This is a genomic window from bacterium Scap17 (assembly GCA_013376735.1).
In the GTDB taxonomy this organism is placed as follows: domain Bacteria; phylum Pseudomonadota; class Gammaproteobacteria; order Pseudomonadales; family Halomonadaceae; genus Cobetia.
In genome coordinates this window covers 2,902,654-2,928,938 of record VINJ01000001.1, presented here as the reverse complement: position 1 = coordinate 2,928,938, position 26,285 = coordinate 2,902,654, and the positions used below count along the sequence as shown (strand labels likewise).

The following is a 26,285-nucleotide window of genomic DNA, read 5'->3' as shown; positions in this document are numbered from 1 at the left end:
AAAGCGTCTCATGACTACATTCCTGTAGCGGCCGTTTCTGGCTTGTCGACATTTTCGCCGACGATGGCGACAGAACGTCTGAAAAAGGCTCAGGGTTGTAGTCCTCCTCCACTGACTAGCCGGTTAGACCAATGGCTAATGCTAGAGAGAGCTTGTTAGGGTGTCGTCATTGCTGAACGGAAGGCGGTTCATCGTCCTCCATCGGTCACTCGTTTCCATCCATTGGTACCAGGGGGTTCCCTTGTCACAGCAAGCCACATCCGAATACGTCGTCGATTTCGATCAGCTCGGCATGAACGATGTTGATCGCGTTGGCGGCAAGAACGCCTCGCTCGGTGAGATGATCTCCAATCTGGCCGATGCCGGTGTCACCGTGCCCGGCGGCTTTGCAACGACCTCCTTTGCCTATCGCGAGTTTCTGGCCCACGAAGGCCTCGACAAGCGTATCAATGCTGCCCTCGATGCTCTCGACGTGGACGACGTGGTCGAACTGGCGCGCGTCGGTGCCGAGATCCGTCAGTGGATCATCGACACGCCGCTGCCGCCGGCCTTCGAGGCCGAGATGGAACGTGCCTATGCCGAGCTTCAGACCCGACACCCGAACCTGAAGGTCGCCGTACGTTCTTCCGCCACCGCGGAAGACCTGCCGGATGCCTCCTTCGCCGGTCAGCAGGAAACCTTCCTCAACATCGAAGGCTTCGACAACATCAAGCGTGCGGTTCACGAGGTGTTCGCGTCACTGTTCAACGACCGCGCCATTTCCTACCGCGTGCACAAGGGCTTCGATCACTCACTGGTCGCACTGTCTGCCGGCGTACAGAAGATGGTGCGCTCCGAGACGGCCGCTTCCGGCGTGATGTTCACCCTGGATACCGAATCCGGCTACCGCGACGCCGTCTTCGTCACCGGCTCCTGGGGCCTGGGCGAGACCGTGGTGCAGGGCGCGGTCAATCCTGACGAGTTCTACGTCCACAAGACCACGTTGGCCGCTGGCCGCCCGGCGGTACTGCGCCGCAACCTGGGCTCCAAGCTGATCAAGATGGTCTACACCGACGACACCAGTGCGGGCCGTTCCGTCGAGACCGTCGACGTGCCGGTGCCGGACCGCCACCGTTTCTGCATCAGCGATGCCGATGTCGAGGCACTGGCGCGCCAGGCCATGATCATCGAGAAGCACTACCAGCGTCCGATGGACATCGAATGGGCGCGTGATGGCGACGACGGCAAGCTCTACATCGTCCAGGCGCGCCCGGAAACGGTCGTCAGCCAGGAAGAGGGCGGCAACCTCGAGCGCTTCCAGCTGCGCGAGAAGGGCCGCACTCTGGTCACCGGACGTGCCATCGGCCAGCGTATCGGCCAGGGTGCGGTGCGCGTGATCGACAACCCGGAGCAGATGGACAAGGTGCAGGTCGGCGACGTGCTGGTCACCGACATGACCGATCCGGACTGGGAGCCGGTCATGAAGCGCGCCTCCGCCATCGTCACCAACCGTGGCGGACGTACCTGCCACGCGGCGATCATCGCGCGTGAGCTGGGCATCCCGGCTGTGGTCGGCTGTGGCGACGCGACCTCGGTGCTTGCCGAAGGCCGCGAAGTGACGGTCTCCTGCGCCGAAGGCGATACCGGTCACGTCTATGACGGTATCCTCAATTTCGATCGCACCGTCACCAGCGTCAACGAGATGCCGGAGATTCCGTTCAAGATCATGATGAACGTCGGCAACCCGGACCGCGCCTTCAGCTTCTCGCGTCTGCCGAATGCCGGCGTGGGCCTGGCGCGTCTCGAGTTCATCATCAACCGCATGATCGGCGTGCACCCCAAGGCGCTGCTTGACTACGCCACCCTGCCCATCGACCTGCAGCAGACCATTGATGCGCGCACTGCCGGCTACGCAAGCCCGGTCGACTTCTACGTCGACAAGCTGGTCGAGGGTATCTCCACCCTGGCGGCCGCCTTCCACCCGCAGAAGGTCATCGTGCGCATGTCGGACTTCAAGTCCAACGAGTACGAGAATCTGATCGGCGGCAAGATGTATGAGCCGGGCGAAGAGAACCCGATGCTGGGCTTCCGTGGTGCCTCGCGCTACGTCTCCGACACCTTCCGTGACTGCTTCGATCTGGAGTGCCGTGCCCTCAAGCGCGTACGTGACGAGATGGGCCTGACCAACGTCGAGATCATGGTGCCCTTCGTGCGCACCACCGGCGAGGCGGAGCAGGTCATCAAGCTGCTGGGCGAGAATGGTCTGGTACGTGGCGAGAACGGCCTGCGTGTCATCATGATGTGCGAGCTGCCGACCAACGCGCTGCTGGCGGACCAGTTCCTCGAGCACTTCGATGGCTTCTCCATCGGCTCCAACGACCTGACCCAGTTGACCCTGGGGCTGGACCGTGACTCCGGCATCGTCGCCCACCTGTTCGATGAACGGAATGCGGCGGTCAAGCAGCTGATGTCGATGGCGATTCGTGCCTGCAAGGCGCAGGGCAAGTATGTCGGCATCTGTGGTCAGGGCCCGTCAGACCATCCGGAGCTTGCCAAGTGGCTGATGGAAGAGGGCATCGACAGTGTCTCCCTCAACCCGGATTCCGTGCTGGAAACCTGGTTCATGCTGGCGGACAAGGAGCTGGTATGACCCAGACTCCCCACGACGGTGACCTGACGCGCTGAGGCGCAGACAGTCGTTGTCACCCAGGGCGCCCATCGCACTCGACGTGCGGTGGGCGCTTTTCGTTTCGTGGCCTGAAACCTGAAAGATTGGTCAGCTCAAACATTAGACCAATGGGGGAGAATGCGGCCCAAAGACGTCAGTTAGTAACAAATAGCAACAAAATGATCTCGATTGCGCGACTAAAGGATTATCCTTCTGTCTTATGTAAAAAAGGCAGTCATTTATAATCCCAGCCACCCTGCTGACCACAATATTCATGGTGCCTATGAATCCAAGGTAACCATGAGTCCAAGGCGACCATGAGTCCATGGTGACCATGACGGCAGGCCTCACCGGTAGCCAGCAACGCGGTGGCACGCAACAACCGACCTTTCAGACACAATCCAAGGTAGTCGTAACGTGAAACAGTCTTTATGGAAAAACATCGGCGTCCAGGTCGTCATCGCCATGATCCTGGGTGCCGGTGTCGGGGCGTACATGGGCGAAGACGCCTCGATGTTCGCGCCACTGGGCGAGCTGTTCATTCACCTGATCAAGATGCTGGTCGTGCCGCTGATCGCGGTCTCCATCGTGTCGGGCGCCGCCAATCTGGGTGACAGCCCTTCCGCCGGCAAGATCGGTCTCTCCACCTTCGCCTTCTTCATGCTGACCTCGGCCGTGGCCGTGATGCTGGCGCTGGTGATGGGGCATGTCTTCCAGCCGGGCAGCGGAGTGGACCTGGAAAGCGCCAAGGGCATGTTCTCCAATGCCTATGCGGACAAGGGTAACGTGCCGGGCGTGATGGACACCATTCTTGGCATGGTGCCGACCAATATCTTCGGTGCACTCACCGATGCCAATATCCTGCAGATCCTGGTGTTCTGCCTGTTCCTCGGCATTGGCCTGTCCAAGACCGGTGAGCGGGGCAAGCCGCTGATCGAAGGCCTGAACACCGTCATCGAAGCCTTCGTGTGGATGATCAACGTGGTGATGCTGATCGCGCCGATCGGCGTCTTCGGCCTGATGGCGGACGCCGTCGGCACCTTCGGCTTCGATGTACTGACGCTGGTGATGAAGCTGTTTCTCGTCTATATGGGCGCCATCCTCATCTACGGCTTCGTGTTCTACCCACTGGTGGTCAAGTTCGGCTCTGACGTGCCGCTGGGTCGCTTCATGTCCGCGATGAAGAAGCCGCAGGCCGTCGCGCTGTCCACGGCGTCTTCCATGGCGACCCTGCCGGTCACCATGGAAGTCTGCGAGAAGGAGTTGGGCCTCAAGAATGCCACCTCTGCCTTCGTGCTGCCGCTGGGCGCGACCATCAACATGAGCGGCAATGCCATCTATTACGGGCTGGTGGCGATGTTCTTCGCCCAGGTCTTCGATGTCGATCTCGGATTCTCCGCCTACGCCGCCATCGTGTTCACCGCGACTCTGGGGGCCATCGGGCAGGCCGGTGTACCGGGGCCGTCGTTCCTGGTGGTCGCCGTGCTGCTGGCGGCCGGTATTCCCATCGAAGGCCTGCCGCTGCTGTTCGCGCTGGATCGTATCTTCGACATGACGCGTACCGCGCTCAACATCACTGGTGACGCTGCCTGCGCCGCCGTGGTGGACCGCTTCGCGCGCGCCGATGATACGGCTGCGGACTCTCAGGCCAGTGCTCAAGCTGGTTCGCAGGCCGCTGAGCCCGCCAGCACTCGCTGAGCCCTCACTCTGACGCGAAACGCCCCCGCAACCTGCCTGGTTGCGGGGGCGTTTTCATTGCGGCGCACACAGCGGTGCGAGACGGCGACTCAGGGCGTCGGCTGGGTACGGATCAGCGCTTCCTTGGCGGTGATGACGCCATTGTTGTCGGCATAGAGGTAGTCGCCAGGCGCGATGGTGACACCCGCGAAGGTGATCGGAATATCACGCTGGCCTTCGCCGCGCTTGATGCTGGGGCGCGGATAGCAGCCCAGTGCCTGCACGCCGAGATTGGTGGCGTGGATCTCATCCACATCGCGGATGCAGCCATACATGATCACGCCGGCCCAGCCACTCTTGGCGGCCTGTTCGGCGAGCATGTCGCCCAGCATCGCGCAGCGCATCGAGCCGCCGGCATCGACGACCAGGACGCGGCCTGCGCCGGGCTCCGCGACGGCTTCCTTGACCAGCGAGTTGTCCTCGAAGCACTTGATGGTCACGACTTCGCCACCGAAGGACTCGACGCCGCCGTAATTGATGAACAGCGGCTCGAGCACCTGCACGTCGGGGAACTCATCGCAGAGGTCGGGGGTGGAGATGGGATGCGTCATGTCGTATTCCTTGTGCTGGTCGGCCGCGGCAGGCCGCTTGAGGGACGGAGCGCTGGCGATTGCTGCAATGCCACAACGTCGAGAATGCCCGATGCGCCAGGGCTTTGCACCTGTGCGAAGGGCTAAGTGGGTCTCGGGCACGCGCAAGTGGAGGGGGCGGGAAGGACACGAGGACATGTTGCTGACTGGCGACGTGACAAGTAGTCAAAACGCCACTCTTGAAACACTGTTCTATATCTACGACGATGCTTCTGCAACCCATGACAGGCGCCGTTTTACCGTCAGTGTCCGGCCGGCTGTTGCCTGTGCCGCCCATTGGATCAAGGAGCAATACATGAGCAAGTCACGTCTTCTGGCCGCCCCGTTGGCTACCGTTTCCTTCGCCGCTCTCGCTCTGGCGCTCAGTGGCCACGCTCAGGCAGCAGGCAAAACCAGCGAAGGTCTCTACATCGGTGCCGGTACCGGCTTCTCCAGCCTTGAGAACGATGATTCCGATGAGGCCGGTGACTTCATCGAATCCGGCAGCGATGACTTCGATGTGGATGATGACGACAATGTCTACAAGGCCTTCGTGGGCTATCAGTACAATCCGTACTTCGCCACTGAGGCCTTCTACACCGACTTGGGGACCGTCCAGCTAAAGGGCAATGAGTTCAGCAATACCGATCTCGAGTCCAAGGCCTATGGTGTGAACGTGGTGGGTATCCTGCCCATCGGTCAGTACTTCTCGCTGTTCGCCAAGGCGGGGATGGCCAAGTGGGAAACCGATGTCGACGGCAATCTGGGCAATTCCAGCGTCGACCTGAAGGACAACGACGGCTTTGATCCGGTCTATGGCGCCGGCGCACAGGTCAATCTGGACCCGTTCCTGATCCGTGCCGAGTACGAGCGCTATGACTTCGACAGCGATTATCAGGTGGATGCCTTCACCGCCTCGGTCGGCTACAAGTTCTGAGGCAGGGCGCTTGCATCCACTGAGCTTATCGCAGGCATGAAAAAATGAGCTTGTCGCAGGCATGAAAAAACGGGCCGTCCCTTGAGGGGCGGCCCGTTTCGTTGTCTGGCATGACGCCAGTTGCATGATGCCAATGCTGCTGTCAGAGGGGAGCCATGCAGGGGCATGACTCCCCGCCTGATCAGGCTTCCTGGGTGACCGGAATCACGTTGGACGCGGCGTTCTGGAACTCTTCGATCTCATGGAAGTTCAGGTAGCGATAGATCTCGCCCGCCATGGCATCGAATTCGCCCATGTAGCCCTGATATTCCTCGACGGTCGGCAGACGACCGACCACGGCCGCGATGGCCGCCAGTTCGGCAGATGCCAGGAAGACGTTGGCGCCGTCGCCCAGACGGTTCGGGAAGTTGCGCGTGGAGGTGGACACCACGGTGGACTTGGCAGCCACACGTGCCTGATTACCCATGCACAGCGAGCAGCCCGGCATTTCCATGCGTGCGCCGGCACGGCCGTAGATGCCGTAGTAGCCTTCTTCGGTCAGCTGGTGCTGGTCCATCTTGGTCGGCGGAGCCAGCCACAGCTTGGTCTTCAGGCTACCGGCCGGCTGCTTCTCGAGCAGCTTGCCCGCAGCACGGAAGTGACCGATGTTGGTCATGCACGAGCCGATGAAGACTTCGTCGATCTTCTGACCGGCGACGTCTGACAGCAGACGGGCATCGTCGGGATCGTTCGGCGCACACAGCACCGGCTGGTCGATCTCGGAGAGGTCGATCTCGATGATCTCGGCGTATTCCGCGTTCTCGTCGGCACGCATCTGGCTCGGATTGGCCAGCCACTCTTCCATGCCCGCGATACGACGCTCGATGGTACGGGCATCGCCGTAACCGTTGGCGATCATCCACTTGAGCAGGGTGATGTTGGACTTCAGGTACTCGGTCACGCTCTCGTCGGACAGCGTGATGGTACAACCGGCGGCGGAACGCTCGGCAGAGGCGTCGGACAGCTCGAAGGCCTGTTCGGCCGTCAGATCTTCCAGACCCTCGATTTCCAGAATGCGGCCAGAGAAGGCGTTCTTCTTGTTGGCCTTGTCGACGGTCAGCAGACCCTGCTTGATGGCGTACAGCGGGATGGCGTGGACCAGGTCACGCAGGGTGATGCCCGGACGACGTTCGCCCTTGAAGCGCACCAGGATGGATTCCGGCATATCCAGCGGCATCACGCCAGTGGCGGCGGCGAAGGCCACCAGGCCAGAACCCGCCGGGAAGGAGATACCCATCGGGAAGCGGGTGTGGGAATCACCACCGGTACCGACGGTGTCCGGCAGCAGCATGCGGTTCAGCCACGAGTGGATGATGCCGTCGCCCGGACGCAGGGAGACGCCGCCGCGGTTCATGATGAAGTCGGGCAGGGTGTGGTGAGTCTCGACGTCGACCGGCTTCGGATAGGCGGCGGTGTGACAGAAGGACTGCATCACTAGGTCGGCCTGGAAGCCCAGGCATGCCAGGTCCTTCAGCTCGTCGCGGGTCATCGGGCCAGTGGTGTCCTGGGAGCCGACGGTGGTCATCTTCGGCTCGCAGTACATGCCCGGACGCACGCCCGGCATGTTGCAGGCCTTGCCGACCATCTTCTGCGCGAGGGTGAAGCCCTTGCCGGTGTCCTTGGGCTGCTCCGGCAGGCGGAAGACGTCAGACGCTTCCAGACCCAGCTCGGTACGCGCCTTGTCGGTCAGACCGCGACCGATGATCAGCGGAATACGACCGCCGGCACGCACTTCATCCAGCAGGACCTGAGTCTTGAGGGAGAAGGTGGAGACGACTTCGTCAGTGTCGTGACGGCAGACCTTGCCTTCGTACGGGTAGATGTCGATGACATCGCCCATGGCCATCTTTTCGACGTCCATCTCGATGGGCAGGGCACCGGCATCTTCCATGGTATTGAAGAAGATCGGGGCGATCTTGTTGCCGATGCAGAAGCCGCCAGCGCGCTTGTTGGGCACGAACGGGATGTCGTCGCCGAAGAACCACAGCACGGAGTTGGTGGCGGACTTGCGGGAAGAACCGGTACCGACCACGTCACCGACGTAGGCGACCGGGAAGCCCTTGGCCTTCACTTCCTCGATCTGGGCCAGCGGGCCGACGACGCCATCTTCCTGCGGGCTGATGCCTTCACGCGGGTTCTTGAGCATCGCGTTGGCGTGCAGCGGGATGTCCGGGCGTGACCAGGCGTCAGGCGCCGGAGACAGGTCATCGGTGTTGGTCTCGCCCGGCACCTTGAAGACGGCCAGCGAGATCTTCTCGGCCAGCGCCGGCTTGGACAGGAACCATTCGGCGTCGGCCCAGGACTGCAGCACGGCCTGGGCGACGGCGTTGCCGGCCTTGGCGCGCTCTGCGACATCGTGGAAGGCGTCGAACATCAGCAGGGTGTGCTTGAGCTGTTCGCCGGCTTCCTTGGCCAGGCTCTCATCGTCCAGCAGCTCGACCAGCGTGGCGATGTTGTAACCGCCCTGCATGGTGCCAAGCAGCTTGACGGCATGTGTCTTGTCGATCAGCGGAGATGCGGCTTCGCCACGTACGATGGCGGTCAGGAAGCCAGCCTTGACGTAGGCGGCTTCATCAACGCCCGGGGGAATGCGATTGGTGAACAGATCGAGGATGAACTCTTCTTCACCGGCCAGCGGGTTCTTGAGCAGTTCGACCAGTTCGGCGGTCTGTTCGGCATTCAGCGGCTTTGCCGGGATGCCCTGCTGGGCGCGTTCTTCAACCTGTTGACGGTAGGCTTCAAGCACGTGGGAGACCCTCATCTGTAATCGTGTCGAAATGCGCGGGCCAGTCGTCTTGAAGACGCAGGGCATGGCACCTCGAGGCTTCTTGCGGGTAATTCAAGCGTCTTATTGCGAGCGAATCAGGCGCTACGGGGCGAATGCGAGTCTACTCAACTTTGTCGACAATGTTAAGGAGCGCCCAGTGGCGGGGGCTGAGACTTTGGTCGCCTATTGCGGCATAACATCCTGATATTTCATCTGATTGTCAGGAAGTCACGCTGAGAAAACACTATGCGGCAACCCTGATGACGCGCTGATGACGCCCAGCACGCCGCTGACAAGGGGCCCTTTTAGCGCACGCGGCGCGATGCTGTCGGCTCTCGGGTACGCACGGTATGATGGGGGGTACCCCGAATCACACTTTCCGCCTCCCCGAGGGCAACATGAGCCGTATTCTTTCTCCTTGCGTAGGTGTCTGCTCCACTACGGTCGGCGATAGCGTCTGTCGCGGCTGCCAGCGTCATGATCATGAGATCCTGGCCTGGTTCGGCTATGACAGTGACCAGCGCGCCCAGCGCATGCTGGCACTGGACGAGCTGCGCAGTCAGGTCGCCGCCCGCTGGCTGCGCGTCGCCGATGACGCCATGCTGGCCGAGCAGCTTACCCGCCATCGCATCCGTTTCCGTGCCGAGCAGTCGGCTCTGTCACGCGCCGTTGAGCTGCTGCGTGTCGGGCGTACCCGCATCAAGGACCTGTCAGCGTATGGCATCGCGCCACTGGATCATGCGCGAGCACTTGAGCCCGAACAGCTTTTTGCTCATATAAACGATGAAATCATGGTGGAAGCGGCAAAGCGTGCCGATAATGATATGAACTCCGTCGTTGAGGTGTCTCCTGTCAGTCAGCAGCAGACGCAAGCGAGCGAGACAAAAGACTGACGTGATAATGAATTCAATGACCGACGTGACCGAGCGCAATGTGATTGCGCCTGAGCAGAGCAGGCAGCATGATGATGTTCATGCTGGGCAGTATGGCGAGAGTGAGGCCGGGACGTACATGATTGCAGCGTCGCAGGAGCCAAGCGATGAAGATACCGATGCCTTGCTGCCGGCGTCACTGCTGGTCTTTCTGCCCTGCAGGACGCCCCTGAGCTGGGTCGAGGCGGCGCTTGAGAATCCGGAGCTGTTGCTGATCGATCATGCGCAGTGCGAGAAGAAAGCCGCCTCCACCGCCATGAGCCTGATGTACCGTTACGTGAACCGGCCACTGCTGTTGACCAAGATGTCACAGTTGGCGCGCGAAGAGCTGCTGCACTTCGAGCAGGTGGTCGGGCTGATGGAGAAGCGGGGCATCGCCTATCGGCATATCAAGGCCTCGCGCTATGCCGAAGCCTTGCGCCAGCAGGTCAGGGACGAAGACCCGCAACGCCTGGTGGACATCCTGCTGATCGGCGCCCTGATAGAGGCAAGGTCATGTGAGCGCTTCGCGCGCCTCATCCCGTATCTGGAACCAGAGCTTGCAAAGTTCTATCGCACTTTGGTTAAGTCAGAAGGACGTCACTATGAGGATTACCTCATGTTGGCAGAGCAATACACCAATGAACCACTGGCCCCCCGTCTCGCGGTGCTACGTGAAGTGGAACGAGAGCTGATCGAAACCCCCGACGCTGTCTTCCGCTTCCACAGTGGTCAGCCGAGCGCACGACGGGCAGCGCGCGCCTCGGTCAGGGTGGGCCGGGACGCGATGGATCAAGGCACGAGAGACTAAGGCAAGGATCAAGGACAGGGGATCACCGGCGCCGTGGCAGGGCTGGCGTTTCGTTCGCGACTTTGAAATGGATGACACATGACGCAGGAAACATCTGGTCAAGCTCAACTGGCACTGCTGGGACATTTCCAGCTGACGTTGGGTGATGACACGCTGACTCAGTTCAGCTACGACAAGGTCAAGGCGCTACTTCTGCATCTGCTGCTGCATGATCAGGCCGTCTCCCGTGCCGGGTTGGCGGAATTGCTCTGGCCGGATCAGGGGCTGTCTTCCGGACGGACCAACCTTCGCCACGCCCTGCACTGTCTGCGTCAGAGTCTCGGCGACGAGGCCGACAATCTGTTGACGGTGTCGCGTCAGACTATCGCGCTCTCGCTGCCGGAGCACTGGGAGCTTGATCTCGACGAGCTCAACGGCCTGCTGCTGGCACCGCCCTCCGTCGCCACCCTGGGAGAGATTCTCACCTTGTATCGTGGCGATCTGGTCGAGGAGCTCGCCTTGACCCAGTGCCCTGACTTCCAGCGCTGGATGATCAAGGTGCGTGGCGAGTGGCGTCAGCGCGTCATCCAGTTCGCCGAGCGGGTGCTGGCCACGGATGAACCGCTGCCCGATGATGTGCTGCGCACGCTGGTCAGCCGCTTCTCCGGTTACGGCCCCTTCCATGAGCGTCTCGTGCGTCAGCTGGCCGAAGGCGGTCAGTCGGCCGCGGCCCATGAGCAGTTCAATGCCTTCCTGCAGCAGCTGGCGCTCTCCGGCCAGCAGCCGGACCCCGGCTTCCTGCAACTGGCGCGTTACTGGTCCGATGGCAAGAGCGAGACCATGAGCTCCATGACGCCGCAGGGCGCCATCTCACGGACCCTGTCGCTGGACAGCGCGCCGCTGCGCGAAGAGGAAATCGATCACCGTCAGCTGTCGGTCATGGCCATACGCCTGAGCGTCAAGGACAGCCATCGTGACCGCGTCTGGGCGCGTGCCTGCCTGACGCTGCAGATCGAGCTGTTGCGCTGGTTGGAGCAGCAGTGCCACCACCTGGGGGGCTTCTGGCTGCCGGGTGCCACGGGGGGCGTGGGTCTGGCATGTTTCGGTACCCACGGCCCGGCGCATCAGCTCGCCGAGCTGGTCGCGCTCTATGAACATTGCAGCAAGGCGATCCCCGATGAGATCGCCAAGCTGTGGGACGGCGAAGGCAAGCCGCCGGTCTTCTCGCTGTCGGCGGGCCTGCACTCCGGTCAGGTCATCTACCTGCCGGAGCGTCAGCTGGCCGATCCGCTGGGTCAGGTCACGCAATATTCCCTCGAGTTGATGACCGCCGCCGAAGGCAGCGAGCTGGTGATCTCCCAGGAAGCCAGCCAGCACATGCCGCCGGCACTGGACCTGCAGCCCCGCTTGACCTCGCGCCTGTTGGCCGCTGACGGTCGCGTGCGTCTGCGCGCGCTGGTGCTGGGCAGCAGCGTCGCTACTCGCGAATCCTCGTTGCCGACATTGATTGGTCGCGAGGGCGAGCTGCGTCGTCTGCGCGATGCACTGGCTCGCGCCAGCATCGGCCTGCGCCAGAGCGTGCTGGTCAGTGGCAACACCGGCATGGGCAAGTCGGCCCTGATGGTCAATTTTCGTCAGCTGGAGCAGAGCCAGGATGTCGGGCTGTGCTGGATGCCGACCACGCGCCTCTCGCAGCTGGAGCCCTACAGTGTCGTGACGGCGCTGATTCGCTGGCGTCTGGACGGCAATATCGATCGCGAAAGCGTCGAGCAGCTGTTCGAGTCCTCCGAGGCGCTGCAGGGTATCAGCGAGGAAGTGCGTCGCTCTTTCCATGCGGTGCTCGGCACGGCGGAAGACACCACGGAAGACGAGGTGTTGATCCAGTCCAGTGAGACGGTCGAACGCGTCGTGCGTGTGCTGCATCTGGTGATCGAGAAGTCAGCCAGCCTGCGCCCGCTGGTGATGATGATCGATGATCTGCAGTGGCTCGACGAGCCGTCGCTCAAGGTACTGGCTGGCCTGCAGGCGCGTCTGCCGATCAACATCGGCTTCATGCTGGCCGCAAGCCACAACGGTCGCGACAGCCTGGCAGTCAAGCTCAACTGGGACCAGTACATCGCGTTGGGTCGCCTCGATCCGATGCAGGTCTCGCGCCTGCTGTCGCACCTGTCACGTCGCTATCGCCTGCACCTGAGTCCGCGCATGCGCAGTCAGCTCATCGAGCGCTGCGATGGCGTGCCGCTCTACCTGCAGGAAATCTGCCGTCGTCTCGACATGGACCGCCGCGAAGGGCGCCCGGTGCAGCTCGACGAGTTGCCCAAGGGCCTGATCGGCCTGCTCTCCAGTCGTATCGATCAGCTGGAAGAAGGGCGCGATGTCGCTCACGCCGCCGCGGTATTGGGGCGTGTCTTCAAGTTGAGCTTCGTGCGCCAGAGCTGTGAGTTCGAAGAGGGCCGCCTCAAGCGCGCCATCGAGAACATGCAGCGTCTGGAGATCATCGAGGCCTGCGGCAGCGACAGTGAATTCGACTACCAGTTTACCCATCAGCTGATCCAGGAAGCGGCCTATCTGTCATGTCCGCGGGATGTGCGACGCCGGATTCACCATCAGGTGGTCGCGCTCATCGAGGACAAGTATCCCGCCTGGATCAGTCGTCACCCCGGCTACTTCGCCGTTCACCTGCGCAAGTCGCAGAACTTCAGCCGTGCCGCGCGTTACTTCGAGCTCTCGGCGCGCGAGGCGCTCAAGATCAGCGCCAACCGCACCGCGCTCAGGATGGCGGACAACGGCCTGGCTTGCCTCAAGCATGTCGATGGACAGGAAGAGCGCGAGGTCAGCCTGCTGACGGTACGCGGTCAGTCCGGCTTCGCGCTGGAGGGCCATGGCTCACGCATTGCCCACGAGAGCTTCGTGCAGGCACGCAACCTGCTCAGCAGTCCTGCGCTGGTCGAGGACGATGAGCCGGACCTTGAACAGGCCTTCATCGTCAAATGGGGTCTGTGGGTCGGCTGCAGCGAGCGTCATGCCCACGCCGATGCCTTCGCGCTGGCCTCGGGCCTCAGCGAGCTGGCGGAAGAGCTTTCCGATGATCGCTATCGTCGCCTGGCCGATTATGCGCGTGCCCACTGCGAGTTCTGGGCCGGTCGCGTGCGTGTGGCGGGCGAGCACCTGGATGAGATCGATCCGGTCAACCATCCGATGGTGCTCGAATGGCTGCCGTTCAGCGATCACCCGCAGGTGGCGGCCTCCTGTCTGCAGAGCTGGACATCGTGTCTGCGCTGCGACTACGTGAAGGCCGAGCAGCAGGCCGAGGCGGCGATTCGCATGGCCGAGCAGATCGGTCAGCCCGGTTCGCTGGCGATGGCACTGATGTTCTCCACCTCCCTGTATCGCCAGCTGGGCCACACCCATCTGGCGACCCAGCGTGCCGAGCGGGCCCTGGAAGTGACGCGTTCAGCGGACCTTCACCTTTGGCACATGGCCGCGCATGGTGTGCTGGGCTGGGCGCGGGCGATGAATGGTGACCGCAATGGCCTGTCCATGCTGCAGTCGAGCATGAACGAGTTCGCGGAACTGACCGGTCGCGAGCGTCATCAGCGTCCCAATCTGTGGTACATGGACGCCGTGATGGCGCTGGGCGAGTATGCTGCCGCTGAGGAGTACATGGAGAAGGTGCTGCTGGTCGCCCAGGAGCGCAATTCCTTCTACCTGTCAGAGGTCAGCTATCTGGTCGCGAGCCTGCGCAGTGCTCAGGGGCTGCCGATGGAGAAGGTGCGCTCCCTGATCGAGCAGGGGCTGTCCTACTCCATCGAGCAGGAAAACACCCACCATGAAGCCATGGGGCTTGCCACCTGGCTGCGTCTGGTCGATGCCCATGATGCCGAGCGGTGTCAGCGTCTGAAGGTGTTGCTGGAAGGGCTGCCGAGCGCCGATGCCCCCGCGGTGCTGGGCTGGCATCAGCTGGTGGAGATCGCCGAGGGACGTGCGCGCCGCAAGGCATCGTCACCGGCCTGAGCGAAGCGTCTGGCGCTGTAAGAACGTGAGAGAAAAGCCCCGCTGCCGTGATCGGCAGCGGGGCTTTTTGGTGTGTGCAAGCGATCAGCCGTGAGTGATCGCATCGACCAGCGGCAGCGCAAATTCACGCAGCTCTGGCCCCTGGCCACGGGCGATGATGTCGAAGGCCTGGGTCGGGCGCCAGTCGCCGAGCACGATACGGCGCGCCGGCTCGCCATCGATCTCGAGTTCATGCACCGCCGGGCGGTGCGTATGGCCATGGATCAGCGTGCGCACGTCGTGCTCACGCATCTCGCGCACCACTTCCTCGGGCGTGACGTCCATGATCGCCTCGTCCTTCTCGCTGTTGGTCTCGCCGGACTGCATGCGCAATGACTGGGCCAGCGCCAGACGCTGTTCCAGCGGCATGGCCAGAATCTGTGCCTGCCACTGAGGGTCGCGGGTCATGGCACGAAACTTCATGTAGGCCTCGTCGCGGGTGCACATGCTGTCGCCGTGCATCAGCAGCACGCGCTCGCCGTCCAGCTCGATCACGCTTGGGTCGGGCAGCAGTGTCACGCCGGCCTCGGCTGCGAAGGTCTCACCGACCAGGAAGTCGCGATTGCCGTGCATGAAGAAGATCGCGGTGCCGCGTTCGGCGATGCGCTTGAGCGCAGCGCTCATGCTGTCGGTGAAGTCGTTGCGATAGTCATCGCCGACCCAGACCTCGAAGATGTCACCCAGCAGGAACAGACGCTCGACGGCAGGCTGGCAGGATGCCAGGCGTGCCAGATAGTCGAGAAAGCCCTGGGCGATCTCGGGCGTGTCGGGTTGCAGGTGCAGGTCGGAGATGAAGAGGGTGGTGGCAGTCGTGTTCATGGTCGGGGTCCGCGAAGGTGGGCGGTCAGCAGGGCATCGCAAGGGCGCACTGCCGTTGGGGTTCATAACGCAAACCGCCCAGCCTGACACTCGCGATCACGAGGCAAGGCCGGGCGGCAGGCACGCCTTGCGGCGTGATCAGGCGAAATCGCTTATTCGGTGATTTCGGCGCTGGTGATGATCACGTCTTCTGCCGGCACGTCGGCGTGGCCGTCGCGACGGGTGGTCTTGACTGCTTCGATCTTCTCGACCACGTCCATGCCTTCGACGACCTTGCCGAACACGCAGTAACCCCAGCCCTGGCTGGTCTTGCTGGTGAAGTTCAGGAAGTCGTTGTCATTGACGTTGATGAAGAACTGGGCGCTGGCGGAGTGCGGGTCCATGGTGCGAGCCATGGCCACGGTGCCGCGGTCGTTCTTGAGGCCGTTGTCGGCTTCGTTCTCGATCACGCCATTGGTCGGCTTCTGGTTGAAGTCGGTGTCAAAGCCACCGCCCTGAACCATGAAACCCGGAATGACGCGGTGGAAAAGGACATTGCTGTAGTGGCCTTCACGCACGTACTGCTCGAAGTTGGCCGCGGTCTTCGGGGCCTTCTCGTGGTTGAGTTCGAGGGTGATATCGCCGTAGTTGGTGTGAAGAACGATCATGCGGGCTTCCCGGTCATCTGTCTTGCTCAAGTGTCAGGCAGGCGCGGCTTCATGGCATCGCCTGCGGGCGTCGCGCTATAATAGCGGCTTTGCATCCAGACACGAAAGCCTGAGCGGGCGGCAGGCGCGTGGATGCAGCCCCGATCATCCGTCTTGTTGTCCTTGCGCACGTTCGTTCAACCACATGACGACCCGCAATACGACGCCCAGGAACCACACAGAGGTGCAGCGAAACTTCATGAGTACCGAGACCCAGAGCGCTCCGAACTTCGTGCTTAACCAGATCCGCGAAGAACTCGAGGCCGGCCGTGCCGATAAGGTTGTCACGCGTTTCCCGCCGGAGCCCAACGGCTTCCTGCATATCGGGCACGCCAAGTCGATCTGTCTGAACTTCGGTCTGGCGCAGCAGCTCGGTGGCGATTGTCACCTGCGCTTCGATGACACCAACCCGGCCAAGGAAGAGCAGGCCTATATCGACGCCATCAAGGAAGACGTCGAATGGTTGGGCTTCGAGTGGGCCGGCAAGGTGCGCTTCGCTTCCGATTATTTCGACCAGCTCTATGCCTGGGCCCAGCACCTGGTGCGTGAAGGCAAGGCCTATGTCGATGACCTGTCGCCTGACGAGATTCGTGAATATCGTGGCACGCTGAAGGAGCCGGGTCGCCCGAGCCCTTACCGTGAGCGTAGTCCCGAGGAAAACCTCGATCTGCTCGAGCGCATGAAGAAGGGCGAGTTCGGCGAGAGCGAGAAGGTGCTGCGTGCCCGCATCGACATGGCGGCGCCCAACATCAATCTGCGCGACCCGATTCTCTACCGTATCCGTCATGCCAGCCATCACCAGACCGGCGACAAGTGGAAGATCTATCCGTCTTATGATTTCACCCACGGTCAGTCCGATGCACTGGAAGGCGTGACGCACTCCATCTGTACGCTGGAGTTTGAAGACCACCGCCCGCTGTACGAGTGGTTCCTCGCCAATCTGCCGGTGCCGAGCACGCCGCGTCAGATCGAGTTCGCGCGTCTGAACCTGGATTACACCGTCACCTCCAAGCGCAAGTTGAAGCTGCTGGTGGACGAAGGCGTCGTCGATGGCTGGGATGACCCGCGCATGCCGACCATCTCGGGCATGCGTCGTCGTGGCTACACGGCCGCTTCCATTCGCAAGTTCTGCGACATGATCGGCGTGAGCCGCGCGGATGGTGGTATGGTCGAGATCGGCATGCTGCACCACGCCATCCGTTCCGACCTGGAAGACAACGCGCTGCGTGCCATGTGCGTGCTCAACCCGCTCAAGGTGGTGCTGACCAATCTGCCGGAAGGCCATGAGGAAGTCTTCGAGGTGCCCGGCCATCCGGCGCGTGACGACATGGGCACGCGCCAGATTCCGTTGACCCGTGAGCTGTGGATCGACGCCGACGACTTCATGGAAGATGCACCGAAGAAGTTCTTCCGTCTCGCGCCCGAGAAGGAAGTGCGTCTGCGCAACGGTTACGTCATCCGCTGTGATGAAGTGATCAAGGATGAGGCCGGCGAGATCGTCGAGCTGCGTTGCAGTGTCGACCTCGATACCCTCGGCAAGAACCCGGAAGGCCGCAAGGTCAAGGGTGTCATCCACTGGGTCAGTGCCGAGCACGCGGTACCGGTCGAGGTGCGTCAGTACGAGAACCTGTTCCTGGAAGCCGAGCCGGACCGCGACAAGGATGTCGACTTCCTTGAGCACCTCAATCCGAACTCGCTGAGCATCGTCAAGGGCTTCGGTGAGCCGAGCCTGCGCAATGCCGCGCCGGAAACGCGTTACCAGTTCGAGCGTATCGGCTACTTCGTCGCCGACCGCCATGACTGCGTCGATGGCGCGCTGGTCTTCAACCGTACCGTCAGCCTGAAGGACGGTTGGGCCAAGGCCCAGAAGAAGGGTTGATGGCAGCCAGGCCTCCTGCGGGAGGTCTGCTGGCATGACTTTTACCCGCTTCACGGCCCGCAGGCGGATCCTGTACCTTCGATGACGAAGTTGCATGATCGGCCTGCGGGTAGCTCCATTTCGCAAGACTGACAGAGCGCTGTCAGCAAAGTAGCCAAGGGCGATGACTGAATGATTTCACTCGAAGATGCCGCGAGCACACTGTCCATCTACAGTACCCTGAGCCGGGCCAAGGCACCCTTCGTGCCATTGGAAGGCAACAAGGTGCGCATGTACGTCTGTGGCGTGACGGTCTATGACCTCTGTCACATCGGCCATGCGCGTGTGATGGTGGCCTTCGACATCATCACGCGATACCTGCGTGCGCGTGGCTATGACGTCACCTATGTGCGCAACATCACCGATATCGACGACAAGATCCTCAAGCGTGCCGACGAGAATGGCGAAGCCTTCGAGGCGCTGACCGAGCGTATGATCCAGGCGATGCACGAAGACGAGGGGCGTCTGGGTATCCTGCGGCCTGATCGCGAGCCACGGGCGACCGCGCACATCGGCGATATCATCGCGATGACCGAGACGCTGATCGACAAGGGCTTTGCCTACGCGGCCAGCAATGGGGACGTCTACTACCGTGTGCGTCGTTTCGAAGGCTACGGCAAGCTCAACAACCGTCAGCTCGATGACATGCAGTCCGGCGCGCGCGTGGAAGTGGGAGAGGCCAAGGAAGACCCGCTCGACTTCGTGCTGTGGAAGGCCGCCAAACCGGGCGAGGCCAGCTGGCCATCCCCCTGGGGGGCGGGCCGTCCGGGCTGGCATATCGAGTGCTCCGCGATGTCGACCTGCTGCCTGGGCAACACCTTCGATATCCATGGTGGCGGGCCGGACCTGACCTTCCCGCATCACGAGAACGAGATCGCCCAGTCCGAAGCTGCCACTGGTCAGCAGTATGCCAACGTGTGGATGCACGCCGGCGCAGTGCGTGTCGGGCAGGACAAGATGTCCAAGTCGCTTGGCAACTTCTTCACGATTCGTGATGTGCTGGAGCAGCACAACCCGGAAGTGGTGCGTTATCTGCTGGTGGCCAGCCATTACCGCAGCGCGATCAGCTACGAGGCAAACTCGCTGGATGAGGCGCGTCGTTCGCTGGAGCGCTTCTACAATGCGCTGGAGAACGTCACGCCCGAACAGGGTGAGGTGTCAGGTGACTGGCGGGCACGCTTCGTGGCAGCCATGGATGACGACTTCAATACGGCTGGTGCGCTGTCGGTGCTGTTCGAGCTGGCCCGCGAGCTCAACCGTGCCAAGAAGGAGGCGCCGCAGCAGGCGCCGGCGCTGGCCTTCGAGCTGACGTCGCTGGGCGGCCTGCTGGGATTGTTCGGGCAGGACCCGGCGGTCTTCCTCAAGGGTGATACTGCCGCATTGGCGTTGTCGGAAGACGAGATCCAGGCGCAGATCGAGGCGCGTGCTACTGCCAAGAAGGCCAAGGACTTCGCGGGTGCTGACCGTATTCGTGATGAGCTGGCCGCTCAGGGCATCATCCTCAAGGATTCCCGCGAGGGGACAACCTGGGTGCTGGAAGGCTGATGCCGTTGGCATGACGCATTGTCGCCGCGAAAATGTCACCGCGAAAAAAACCGCCGTCCCGATAGGGGCGGCGGTTTTTTATGGTCAGTCGGGCGGGGTCGCTCTCAGGCAGCGGCTGATCAGCTGGCGAGGCGCTTGACCATGGCCTCGACCATGCGCGAGGACTGACGTGCGGCGACGTGCAGGAATTCCTCGAAGGACTGGCTGTTGTTGTCCTTGCCTGCGATGTCAGACAGCGCACGGATGACCACGAACGGCATCTCATAGACGAAGCAGGTCTGGGCGATGGCGGCGGCTTCCATCTCGGCGGCCAGCATGTCCGGGAAGCGTGAGCGAGTCAGCGCGACCAGTTCCGGGTCTGCCATGAAGATGTCGCCGGTGCAGATCAGGCCTTCACGCGCCTTGATCTCGCCCTGGGCTTCGACGCACTCACGCGCGATCTTCACCAGTGCCGGGTCTGACGGGTAGGCGGCCGGCATCTGTGGCACCTGGCCATATTCGTAGCCGAACACCACGGCATCGACGTCGTGGTGACGCACTTCGCTGGAGATGACCACATCGCCGATCTCCAGATCGGAGGCGAAGCCACCGGCGGAACCGGTGTTGATGATGGCGTCCGGCTGATAGCGCTCGATCAGCTGGCAGGCGCCCACGGCGGCGTTGACCTTGCCGATGCCGGACTGCAGCAGCACGACCTTGAGGCCGTGCAGCTGGCCGACGTGGAAGGTGGAGCCGGCATGTCGAGTCGTGGTGCTGTCTTCCAGCAGTTCGGCGAGGATGGCGACTTCCTCGGCCATGGCGCCGATGATGCCAAGTGTCTTGAGGGACATGATGAAATCCTGAAGCAGGGCCTGCGGGGCATCCTGTCACGCGATGCCCCGTGGCCAGGGGAGGTGTCAGCGAGAGGGCTTGTACTTACTTGCCGGCCAGCTGGGCATCGTGCAACTCGGCGGCGAACAGGGTGTTCTCCAGCAGAGAGGCAACTGTCATCGGGCCGACGCCGCCCGGTACCGGCGTGATCCAGCCTGCACGCTCCGCTGCCGGGGCGAACTCCACGTCACCGACCAGCGAGCCATCGTCGAGGCGGTTGATGCCCACATCGATGACGATGGCGCCTTCCTTGATCCACTCACCCTTGACCAGACCCGGCTTGCCGACGCCGACCACGACGAGGTCTGCCTGACGGACCTTGCTTTCCAGGTCCTTGGTGAAGCGGTGACAGACAGTGGTGGTGCAGCCGGCCAGCATCAGCTCCAGTGACATCGGACGACCGACGATATTGGAGGCACCCACGATGGTGGCGTCCATGCCGCGTACCTGCAGGCCGCTCTCGGACAGCAGCGTCATGATGCCCTTGGGAGTGCAGGGGCGCATTACCGGCAGGCGCTGCGCTAGACGACCGAGGTTGTAGGGGTGGAAGCCGTCCACGTCCTTGTCGGTACGGATGCGCTCGAGAATCGGGCGTGAATCGAGATGCGCCGGCAGCGGCAGCTGCACCAGGATGCCGTCGATGCTGGTGTCGTCATTCAGCTGGTCGACCAGGGCTTCCAGCTCCTGCTGAGTGGTGTCAGCGGACAGACGGTGCTGGGTGGAGAGAATGCCAGCCTTCTCGCAGGCACGGTGCTTGTTGCGGACATAGACCTCGGACGCCGCGTCTTCGCCGACCAGCACGACGGCAAGCCCCGGAATACGTTCACCGGCATCACGACGCGCATCGACCTGTCGGCCTACCTGTTGGCGTACGCGTTCGGCAATGGCCTTGCCATCTATCAGTTGTGCTGACATCAGCGATCATTCCTTCTCGTGGGCGATAAATGCAGGAGGGTCAACGATGGCCAATTTTCGCATGCCTTGCCCTCCAGTCAACGCCGAATGAAGACCTTGGTCGAAAGCTGTCATGGGCGTCAGGTCTTCCGCAGTCGCCCACAGGTCAGATGACGGCGCCAGGAGGCAGGCGAGAGTGGGGGCATGCCATGCGATTGTTGCCTTGACGCTCCATCAATAGAGGCGCAAGCAAAGGTAGTGGTAAAGGTAGAGGCATAGGTAGAAGCAAGGAAAGGAGAAAGAGGGGAGGTTGTAGGGCAGAGAAGCAGAAGGCGTAGGGACAATAGTCAGTCCACCGGCGGCGCTCAGCCGTCGCAAGTCATCACTGTGTCAGTGGCAGAAGCGATGACAGGTAAGGCGTCTTGTATCAGCAAGCAGAGATGTTGGGGGGCTTCATGGATGAAAGCTCGCGACATGACATTGGCATGACAGCGCGAGGGGCAAACGATTCTTTTGGAAAGAATTCACGTAAGGGCTTGACCGCAGACGAAAGTTCGGTAGAATACGCCTCGCATCGACGGGGTTCGACGGTCGGTTGAAGACGGTTTCGGGATATAGCGCAGTCTGGTAGCGCGCCTGCTTTGGGAGCAGGATGTCGGGGGTTCGAATCCCTCTATCCCGACCACTTGAATATAACGTCTCGCAAGGCTTAGGTCTTCTGAAACAGTATTCAGGGCTTTGTCCGGAGGTTGACTCGCAGCATTGATTTCTGCGCCTATAGCTCAACCGGATAGAGCAACGGCCTTCTAAGCCGTAGGTTGCAGGTTCGAGTCCTGCTGGGCGTGCCATCGAGATGATGTTTGTCATCGAAGTGGATGTCGGAATGCTCTTCATTGAGCCTGATGACTGCGACCAGACGATGTGAAGATGTTCATGCAGTGGTGGGTGTAGCTCAGTGGTAGAGCCCCGGATTGTGACTCCGGTGGTCGTGGGTTCGAACCCCATCATCCACCCCATTGCATGTCAGCTTGAGCAGTATCAACGAGATGGAGACGGCAGGCTTTCTGTTCAATCTCCAGAAGTGGTGGGTGTAGCTCAGTGGTAGAGCCCCGGATTGTGACTCCGGTGGTCGTGGGTTCGAACCCCATCATCCACCCCACGTCTCGATGAATATCAGGATGCTGCCTGGCCCACTTGGGCGGGCGGCATGCCGCAAAAGGGGGAGAAGGCCAATGGCTTTCTCCTCCTTTTTTTTGGTTTTTTCGCACTGCTCCATGCATGACGATTCCGGGTCGCCGGGCGCTCCAGGCGCCTGTCTGGCGGGTAGGTGGAGCAGAAAATGGCCGGGGTCCTTGAATAACTTGGACCAAGGCACCATATGAAGGGGTCATATCCGCGCTTGCCAGCGCGTGGCGGGGTTTCTACAATCTTCGCCTTTATGATTCGAACGCCACCAGTGGGTAGAGGAACTTTCATGCAAGCTTCTGTCGCAACGACTTCTCCGATCGAGCGCACGGTCACCATCACGGTGCCGGCTTCTGAAGTCGACCAGGCCGTCAACGCCCGTCTTCTGGAAACCGCCAAGACCGTTCGTCTGAACGGCTTCCGCAAGGGCCACGTGCCGATGGCAGTGGTGAAACAGCGTTACGGCAAGGACGTGCGCAACGAGATCGTTGGCGAGATCATGCGCCAGCATTACGTGACCGCCGTCACCGAAAACGAACTGAACCCGGCTGGCTGGCCGAAGATCGACGCGACCGTCGATGAAGCCGGCAAGGATCTGGAGTTCGTCGCGACTCTGGAAATCTACCCGGAAATCGAACTGAAGCCGATCGAAGGCGCTGAAATCGAGCGTCCGCAGGCTGAAGTGACCGACGCCGACGTCGAAGAGATGATCGAGACCCTGCGCAAGCAGAACGCTTCCTGGACCGACGTCGAGCGCGCTGCCGCTGACGGCGACCAGGTCAAGATCGACTTTGAAGGCTTCCTCGGTGAAGAGGCCTTCGAAGGCGGCAAGGCAGAAGGTCACGAGTTGGTGCTGGGCTCCAACAGCTTCATCCCGGGCTTCGAAGAGCAGCTGGTCGGCGCTGCTGCCGGCGACGACAAGGAAATCAAGGTTTCCTTCCCGGCTGACTACCAGGCCGAGCACCTCGCCGGTCAGGAAGCGACCTTCAAGGTCAAGGTCCACGCCGTCAAGGCTCAGGAACTGCCGGAAGTGAACGAAGAGTTCATCGCCCAGTTCGGCCTGGAAGCTGCCGATATCGAAAGCTTCAAGGTGGAAGTTAAGAAGAACATGCAGCGTGAGTTGAAGAACGCGATCGAGAATCGCGTCAAGCAGCAGGTGCTGGCCGAACTGACCAAGGCCAACGACATCCTCGTGCCGCAGGCTCTGGCCGACCAGGAAATCGACGGTCTGAAGCGTCAGGCGGCACAGCAGTTCGGTCTGGGCGAAGACTTCGACGTCTCCCAGCTGCCGGGCGAGCTGTTCCAGGATCAGGCGGTCCAGCGCGTCAAGACTGGCCTGCTGCTCAGCGAAGTCGTCAGCAGCAACGAGATGGACGTCAGCGACGAAGAGCTGAATGCTCGCGTTGAAGAAATGGCTCAGCAGTACCAGGACCCGGCTCAGGTCACCGAGTACTATGGTTCCAACGAACAGGCTCGCAATCAGCTCAAGTCGGTGCTGCTTGAAGAGAAGGCCGTTGACAAGCTGCTGGCACAGGCTCAGGTTAAGGACGTTGCCATGTCCTACCAGGAAGCCCTGCAGGCTGCACAGCAGCAGGAAGAAGCAGAAGAAGAGGCTACTGAAGCCGAAGGTGAGCAAGCCTGAAGCTTGGTTGACCCCTAGTGCTTGCTAGACCAGGACCCGGCTACGGCCGGGTCTCTGGTCAGTGGGCGGGGTAAAGTGGCATGCTCAATGGATATCAATGTCATCGGATGAAGGAAGCCCCCATGAACGACTTCGACATCAAGAATGCTGGCGGTCTGGTTCCGATGGTTGTCGAGCAGAATGCTCGCGGCGAACGGGCCTATGACATCTATTCCCGCCTGCTGAAGGAACGGGTGATCTTCCTTGTGGGTCCGGTTGAGGATTACATGGCCAATCTGGTCGTGGCTCAGCTGTTGTTCCTCGAGTCTGAAAACCCGGACAAGGACATCCATCTGTACATCAACTCGCCGGGTGGCTCCGTGACTGCAGGGATGGCGATCTACGACACCATGCAGTTCATCAAGCCCGACGTGTCCACCGTGTGCATCGGCCAGGCAGCCAGCATGGGTGCCTTGCTGCTGGCAGGCGGTGCCGCCGGCAAGCGCTACGCGCTGCCGAACTCCCGCGTCATGATCCACCAGCCGCTGGGCGGCTATCAGGGTCAGGCCACGGATATCGAGATTCACACCAAGGAAATCCTGACCATCCGTGAGAAGCTCAATCGCATTCTCGCGCACCACACTGGTCAGGACTTCGACACCATTGCCAATGATACCGACCGTGACAACTTCATGGCGGCGAATCAGGCAGTGGAGTACGGCCTGATCGATGCCGTGCTGGAACGCCGTCCCGACGTGGAGTGATCCGCGTAAACGGCTGACCTGACGTCGGCAAACATGCATTTCCGGCGGCTCCCCGGGGAGTCGCCGCCATTGAGAGGTACGCGAATGGCTGACGGCAAAGGCAAGGACGAGAACGGCAAACTGCTGTACTGCTCCTTCTGTGGCAAGAACCAGAATGAAGTGCGCAAGCTGATCGCGGGACCTTCCGTCTACATCTGCGACGAATGTGTCGATCTGTGCAATGACATCATTCGCGAAGAGGTCCTCGAAGCCGACGCCGAAGGTGATGATGATCGCCTGCCGGCGCCGCGTGAGATTCGTTCCACTCTCGACGATTACGTGATCGGCCAGGACCGCGCCAAGCGTGTGCTGTCCGTGGCGGTGTACAACCACTACAAGCGTCTGCGCGCCGGTCAGAAGGCCGCGGATGAAGTGGAACTGGGCAAGTCCAACATCCTGCTCATCGGCCCGACCGGTAGCGGCAAGACGCTGCTGGCCGAGACGCTGGCGCGCCTGTTGAACGTCCCGTTCACCATCGCGGATGCGACCACCTTGACCGAAGCGGGCTATGTCGGTGAGGACGTCGAGAACATCATCCAGAAGCTGCTGCAGAAATGCGATTACGATGTCGAGAAGGCCGAGCGTGGCATTGTCTACATCGATGAGATCGACAAGATCTCGCGCAAGTCCGACAACCCCTCCATCACGCGTGATGTCTCGGGTGAAGGCGTGCAGCAGGCACTGCTCAAGCTGATCGAGGGCACCACTGCCTCGGTGCCGCCGCAGGGCGGTCGCAAGCACCCTCAGCAGGAATTCCTGCAGGTGAATACCGGCAACATCCTGTTTATCGTCGGCGGTGCTTTCGCTGGCCTGGACAAGGTGATCCGCGAACGCGCCGAGAAGGGCGGCATCGGCTTCAATGCCGAGGTCAAGAGCAAGCAGGACGAGAAGACCGTGGGGCGCGTGCTGGCAGACGTCGAGCCGGGTGATCTGGTCAAGTTCGGTCTCATCCCCGAGTTCGTTGGCCGCCTGCCGGTCATCGCGACACTGACCGAGCTGGACGAAGATGCCCTGGTGCAGATTCTGACCGAGCCGAAGAACTCGCTGGTCAAGCAGTACTCGCGCCTGTTCGAGATGGAAGATGTCGAGCTGGATCTGCGCGAAGATGCGCTGCGTGCCGTGGCTCGCAAGGCCATCGAGCGTCGTACCGGCGCACGTGGTCTGCGCTCGATCCTCGAGTCCGTGCTGCTCGACACCATGTATGACATCCCGTCCGAGGAGAGTGTCAGCAAGGTGGTGGTGGATGAGTCGGTGATTGCCGGCGACAGCAAGCCGCTGCTGATCTACTCCAAGAACGAAGAGAGTCAGGGCAAGGTGGCCGGCAAGGACGGCTGAAACGTCCGGGCCTGAGTCGCACCAACGGGGGGCCGCAAGGCCCCCCGTTGCGTTTGCGCTCGCAAGTCATCCTTACTGTGATGCATTCGCGGGGCACGCACGGCTTCATTCAGCGTTGAGTTACCGCCAGGCGTGTCGGGATCATTGCAAAATCATGAC

General features: G+C 61.6%; 17 protein-coding genes and 4 tRNA genes. 15 read left to right on the top strand and 6 right to left on the bottom strand.

Going from position 1 to position 26,285, the window contains the following annotated elements:
* The first annotated feature begins 292 nt into the window (after window positions 1-292).
* Together ppsA and FLM52_12380 are read left to right on the top strand one after the other, a co-directional pair.
* Window positions 293-2,629, top strand: coding sequence for a phosphoenolpyruvate synthase (gene ppsA / locus FLM52_12385; GenBank protein NVN56576.1), 2,337 nt, complete (start codon window positions 293-295; stop codon window positions 2,627-2,629).
* 483 nt (window positions 2,630-3,112) lie between these two features.
* Window positions 3,113-4,345, top strand: a complete 1,233-nt coding sequence (locus FLM52_12380; GenBank protein ID NVN56575.1) for a dicarboxylate/amino acid:cation symporter — start codon at window positions 3,113-3,115, stop codon at window positions 4,343-4,345.
* A gap of 89 nt (window positions 4,346-4,434) precedes the next feature.
* Here the strand turns inward: FLM52_12380 and FLM52_12375 are convergent, their stop codons facing one another.
* Complete coding sequence (locus FLM52_12375) at window positions 4,435-4,935, bottom strand: RraA family protein (GenBank protein NVN56574.1); 501 nt, start codon at window positions 4,933-4,935, stop codon at window positions 4,435-4,437.
* Between the two features lie 334 nt (window positions 4,936-5,269).
* On the opposite strand from FLM52_12375, the gene FLM52_12370 reads away from it, so the two are divergent.
* Window positions 5,270-5,890 (top strand): porin family protein, encoded by a 621-nt coding sequence (locus FLM52_12370; protein ID NVN56573.1) that lies wholly within the window; start codon window positions 5,270-5,272, stop codon window positions 5,888-5,890.
* A 181-nt stretch (window positions 5,891-6,071) separates the two neighbouring features.
* Here FLM52_12370 and acnB read toward each other — a convergent pair whose 3' ends face one another.
* Window positions 6,072-8,675, bottom strand: a complete 2,604-nt coding sequence (acnB, locus tag FLM52_12365; protein NVN56572.1) for a bifunctional aconitate hydratase 2/2-methylisocitrate dehydratase — start codon at window positions 8,673-8,675, stop codon at window positions 6,072-6,074.
* A gap of 419 nt (window positions 8,676-9,094) precedes the next feature.
* Here acnB and FLM52_12360 point away from each other — a divergent pair, with 419 nt between their 5' ends.
* The 3 genes from FLM52_12360 to FLM52_12350 all read left to right on the top strand — a co-directional run bounded on the left by FLM52_12360 (window position 9,095) and on the right by FLM52_12350 (window position 14,411).
* A complete protein-coding gene (locus FLM52_12360; protein NVN56571.1) occupies window positions 9,095-9,589 on the top strand; it encodes a DUF1289 domain-containing protein in 495 nt (164 codons plus the stop codon).
* Between the two features lie 118 nt (window positions 9,590-9,707).
* Complete coding sequence (locus tag FLM52_12355; protein NVN56570.1) at window positions 9,708-10,418, top strand: tRNA-(ms[2]io[6]A)-hydroxylase; 711 nt, start codon at window positions 9,708-9,710, stop codon at window positions 10,416-10,418.
* Between the two features lie 78 nt (window positions 10,419-10,496).
* Window positions 10,497-14,411, top strand: a complete 3,915-nt coding sequence (locus tag FLM52_12350; GenBank protein NVN56569.1) for an AAA family ATPase — start codon at window positions 10,497-10,499, stop codon at window positions 14,409-14,411.
* Between the two features lie 84 nt (window positions 14,412-14,495).
* On the opposite strand, the gene FLM52_12345 is transcribed toward FLM52_12350, so the two are convergent.
* On the bottom strand, window positions 14,496-15,269 hold the full coding sequence (locus FLM52_12345) for a UDP-2,3-diacylglucosamine diphosphatase (GenBank protein NVN56568.1): 774 nt from the start codon (window positions 15,267-15,269) through the stop codon (window positions 14,496-14,498).
* A 152-nt stretch (window positions 15,270-15,421) separates the two neighbouring features.
* Window positions 15,422-15,916, bottom strand: a complete 495-nt coding sequence (locus FLM52_12340) for a peptidyl-prolyl cis-trans isomerase (protein ID NVN56567.1) — start codon at window positions 15,914-15,916, stop codon at window positions 15,422-15,424.
* 238 nt (window positions 15,917-16,154) lie between these two features.
* On the opposite strand from FLM52_12340, the gene FLM52_12335 reads away from it, so the two are divergent.
* Together FLM52_12335 and FLM52_12330 are read left to right on the top strand one after the other, a co-directional pair.
* On the top strand, window positions 16,155-17,834 hold the full coding sequence (locus FLM52_12335) for a glutamine--tRNA ligase/YqeY domain fusion protein (protein ID NVN56566.1): 1,680 nt from the start codon (window positions 16,155-16,157) through the stop codon (window positions 17,832-17,834).
* 201 nt (window positions 17,835-18,035) lie between these two features.
* Window positions 18,036-19,418: a cysteine--tRNA ligase gene (locus FLM52_12330; protein ID NVN56565.1), complete on the top strand. Its 1,383-nt coding sequence runs from the start codon at window positions 18,036-18,038 to the stop codon at window positions 19,416-19,418.
* A gap of 119 nt (window positions 19,419-19,537) precedes the next feature.
* Here FLM52_12330 and mtnN read toward each other — a convergent pair whose 3' ends face one another.
* Both mtnN and folD read right to left on the bottom strand, forming a co-directional pair.
* Window positions 19,538-20,248: a 5'-methylthioadenosine/S-adenosylhomocysteine nucleosidase gene (mtnN, locus tag FLM52_12325; protein NVN56564.1), complete on the bottom strand. Its 711-nt coding sequence runs from the start codon at window positions 20,246-20,248 to the stop codon at window positions 19,538-19,540.
* An 85-nt stretch (window positions 20,249-20,333) separates the two neighbouring features.
* Window positions 20,334-21,203 (bottom strand): bifunctional methylenetetrahydrofolate dehydrogenase/methenyltetrahydrofolate cyclohydrolase FolD, encoded by an 870-nt coding sequence (gene folD / locus FLM52_12320; GenBank protein NVN56563.1) that lies wholly within the window; start codon window positions 21,201-21,203, stop codon window positions 20,334-20,336.
* Between the two features lie 587 nt (window positions 21,204-21,790).
* Here folD and FLM52_12315 point away from each other — a divergent pair.
* From FLM52_12315 to clpX, 7 genes are all read left to right on the top strand, one after another.
* A tRNA-Pro gene (locus FLM52_12315) sits at window positions 21,791-21,867 on the top strand.
* An 86-nt stretch (window positions 21,868-21,953) separates the two neighbouring features.
* A tRNA-Arg gene (locus FLM52_12310) sits at window positions 21,954-22,030 on the top strand.
* A gap of 93 nt (window positions 22,031-22,123) precedes the next feature.
* A tRNA-His gene (locus tag FLM52_12305) sits at window positions 22,124-22,198 on the top strand.
* A gap of 68 nt (window positions 22,199-22,266) precedes the next feature.
* Window positions 22,267-22,341, top strand: a tRNA-His gene (locus FLM52_12300).
* 315 nt (window positions 22,342-22,656) lie between these two features.
* Window positions 22,657-24,009, top strand: coding sequence for a trigger factor (locus FLM52_12295; GenBank protein ID NVN56562.1), 1,353 nt, complete (start codon window positions 22,657-22,659; stop codon window positions 24,007-24,009).
* Window positions 24,010-24,131: 122 nt separating this feature from the next.
* Window positions 24,132-24,752: an ATP-dependent Clp endopeptidase proteolytic subunit ClpP gene (gene clpP / locus FLM52_12290; GenBank protein NVN56561.1), complete on the top strand. Its 621-nt coding sequence runs from the start codon at window positions 24,132-24,134 to the stop codon at window positions 24,750-24,752.
* 84 nt (window positions 24,753-24,836) lie between these two features.
* Window positions 24,837-26,126 carry an ATP-dependent Clp protease ATP-binding subunit ClpX gene (gene clpX, locus FLM52_12285; GenBank protein ID NVN56560.1) on the top strand — a complete coding sequence of 430 codons (1,290 nt, stop codon included), beginning with the start codon at window positions 24,837-24,839 and terminating at the stop codon, window positions 26,124-26,126.
* Window positions 26,127-26,285 lie beyond the last annotated feature (159 nt).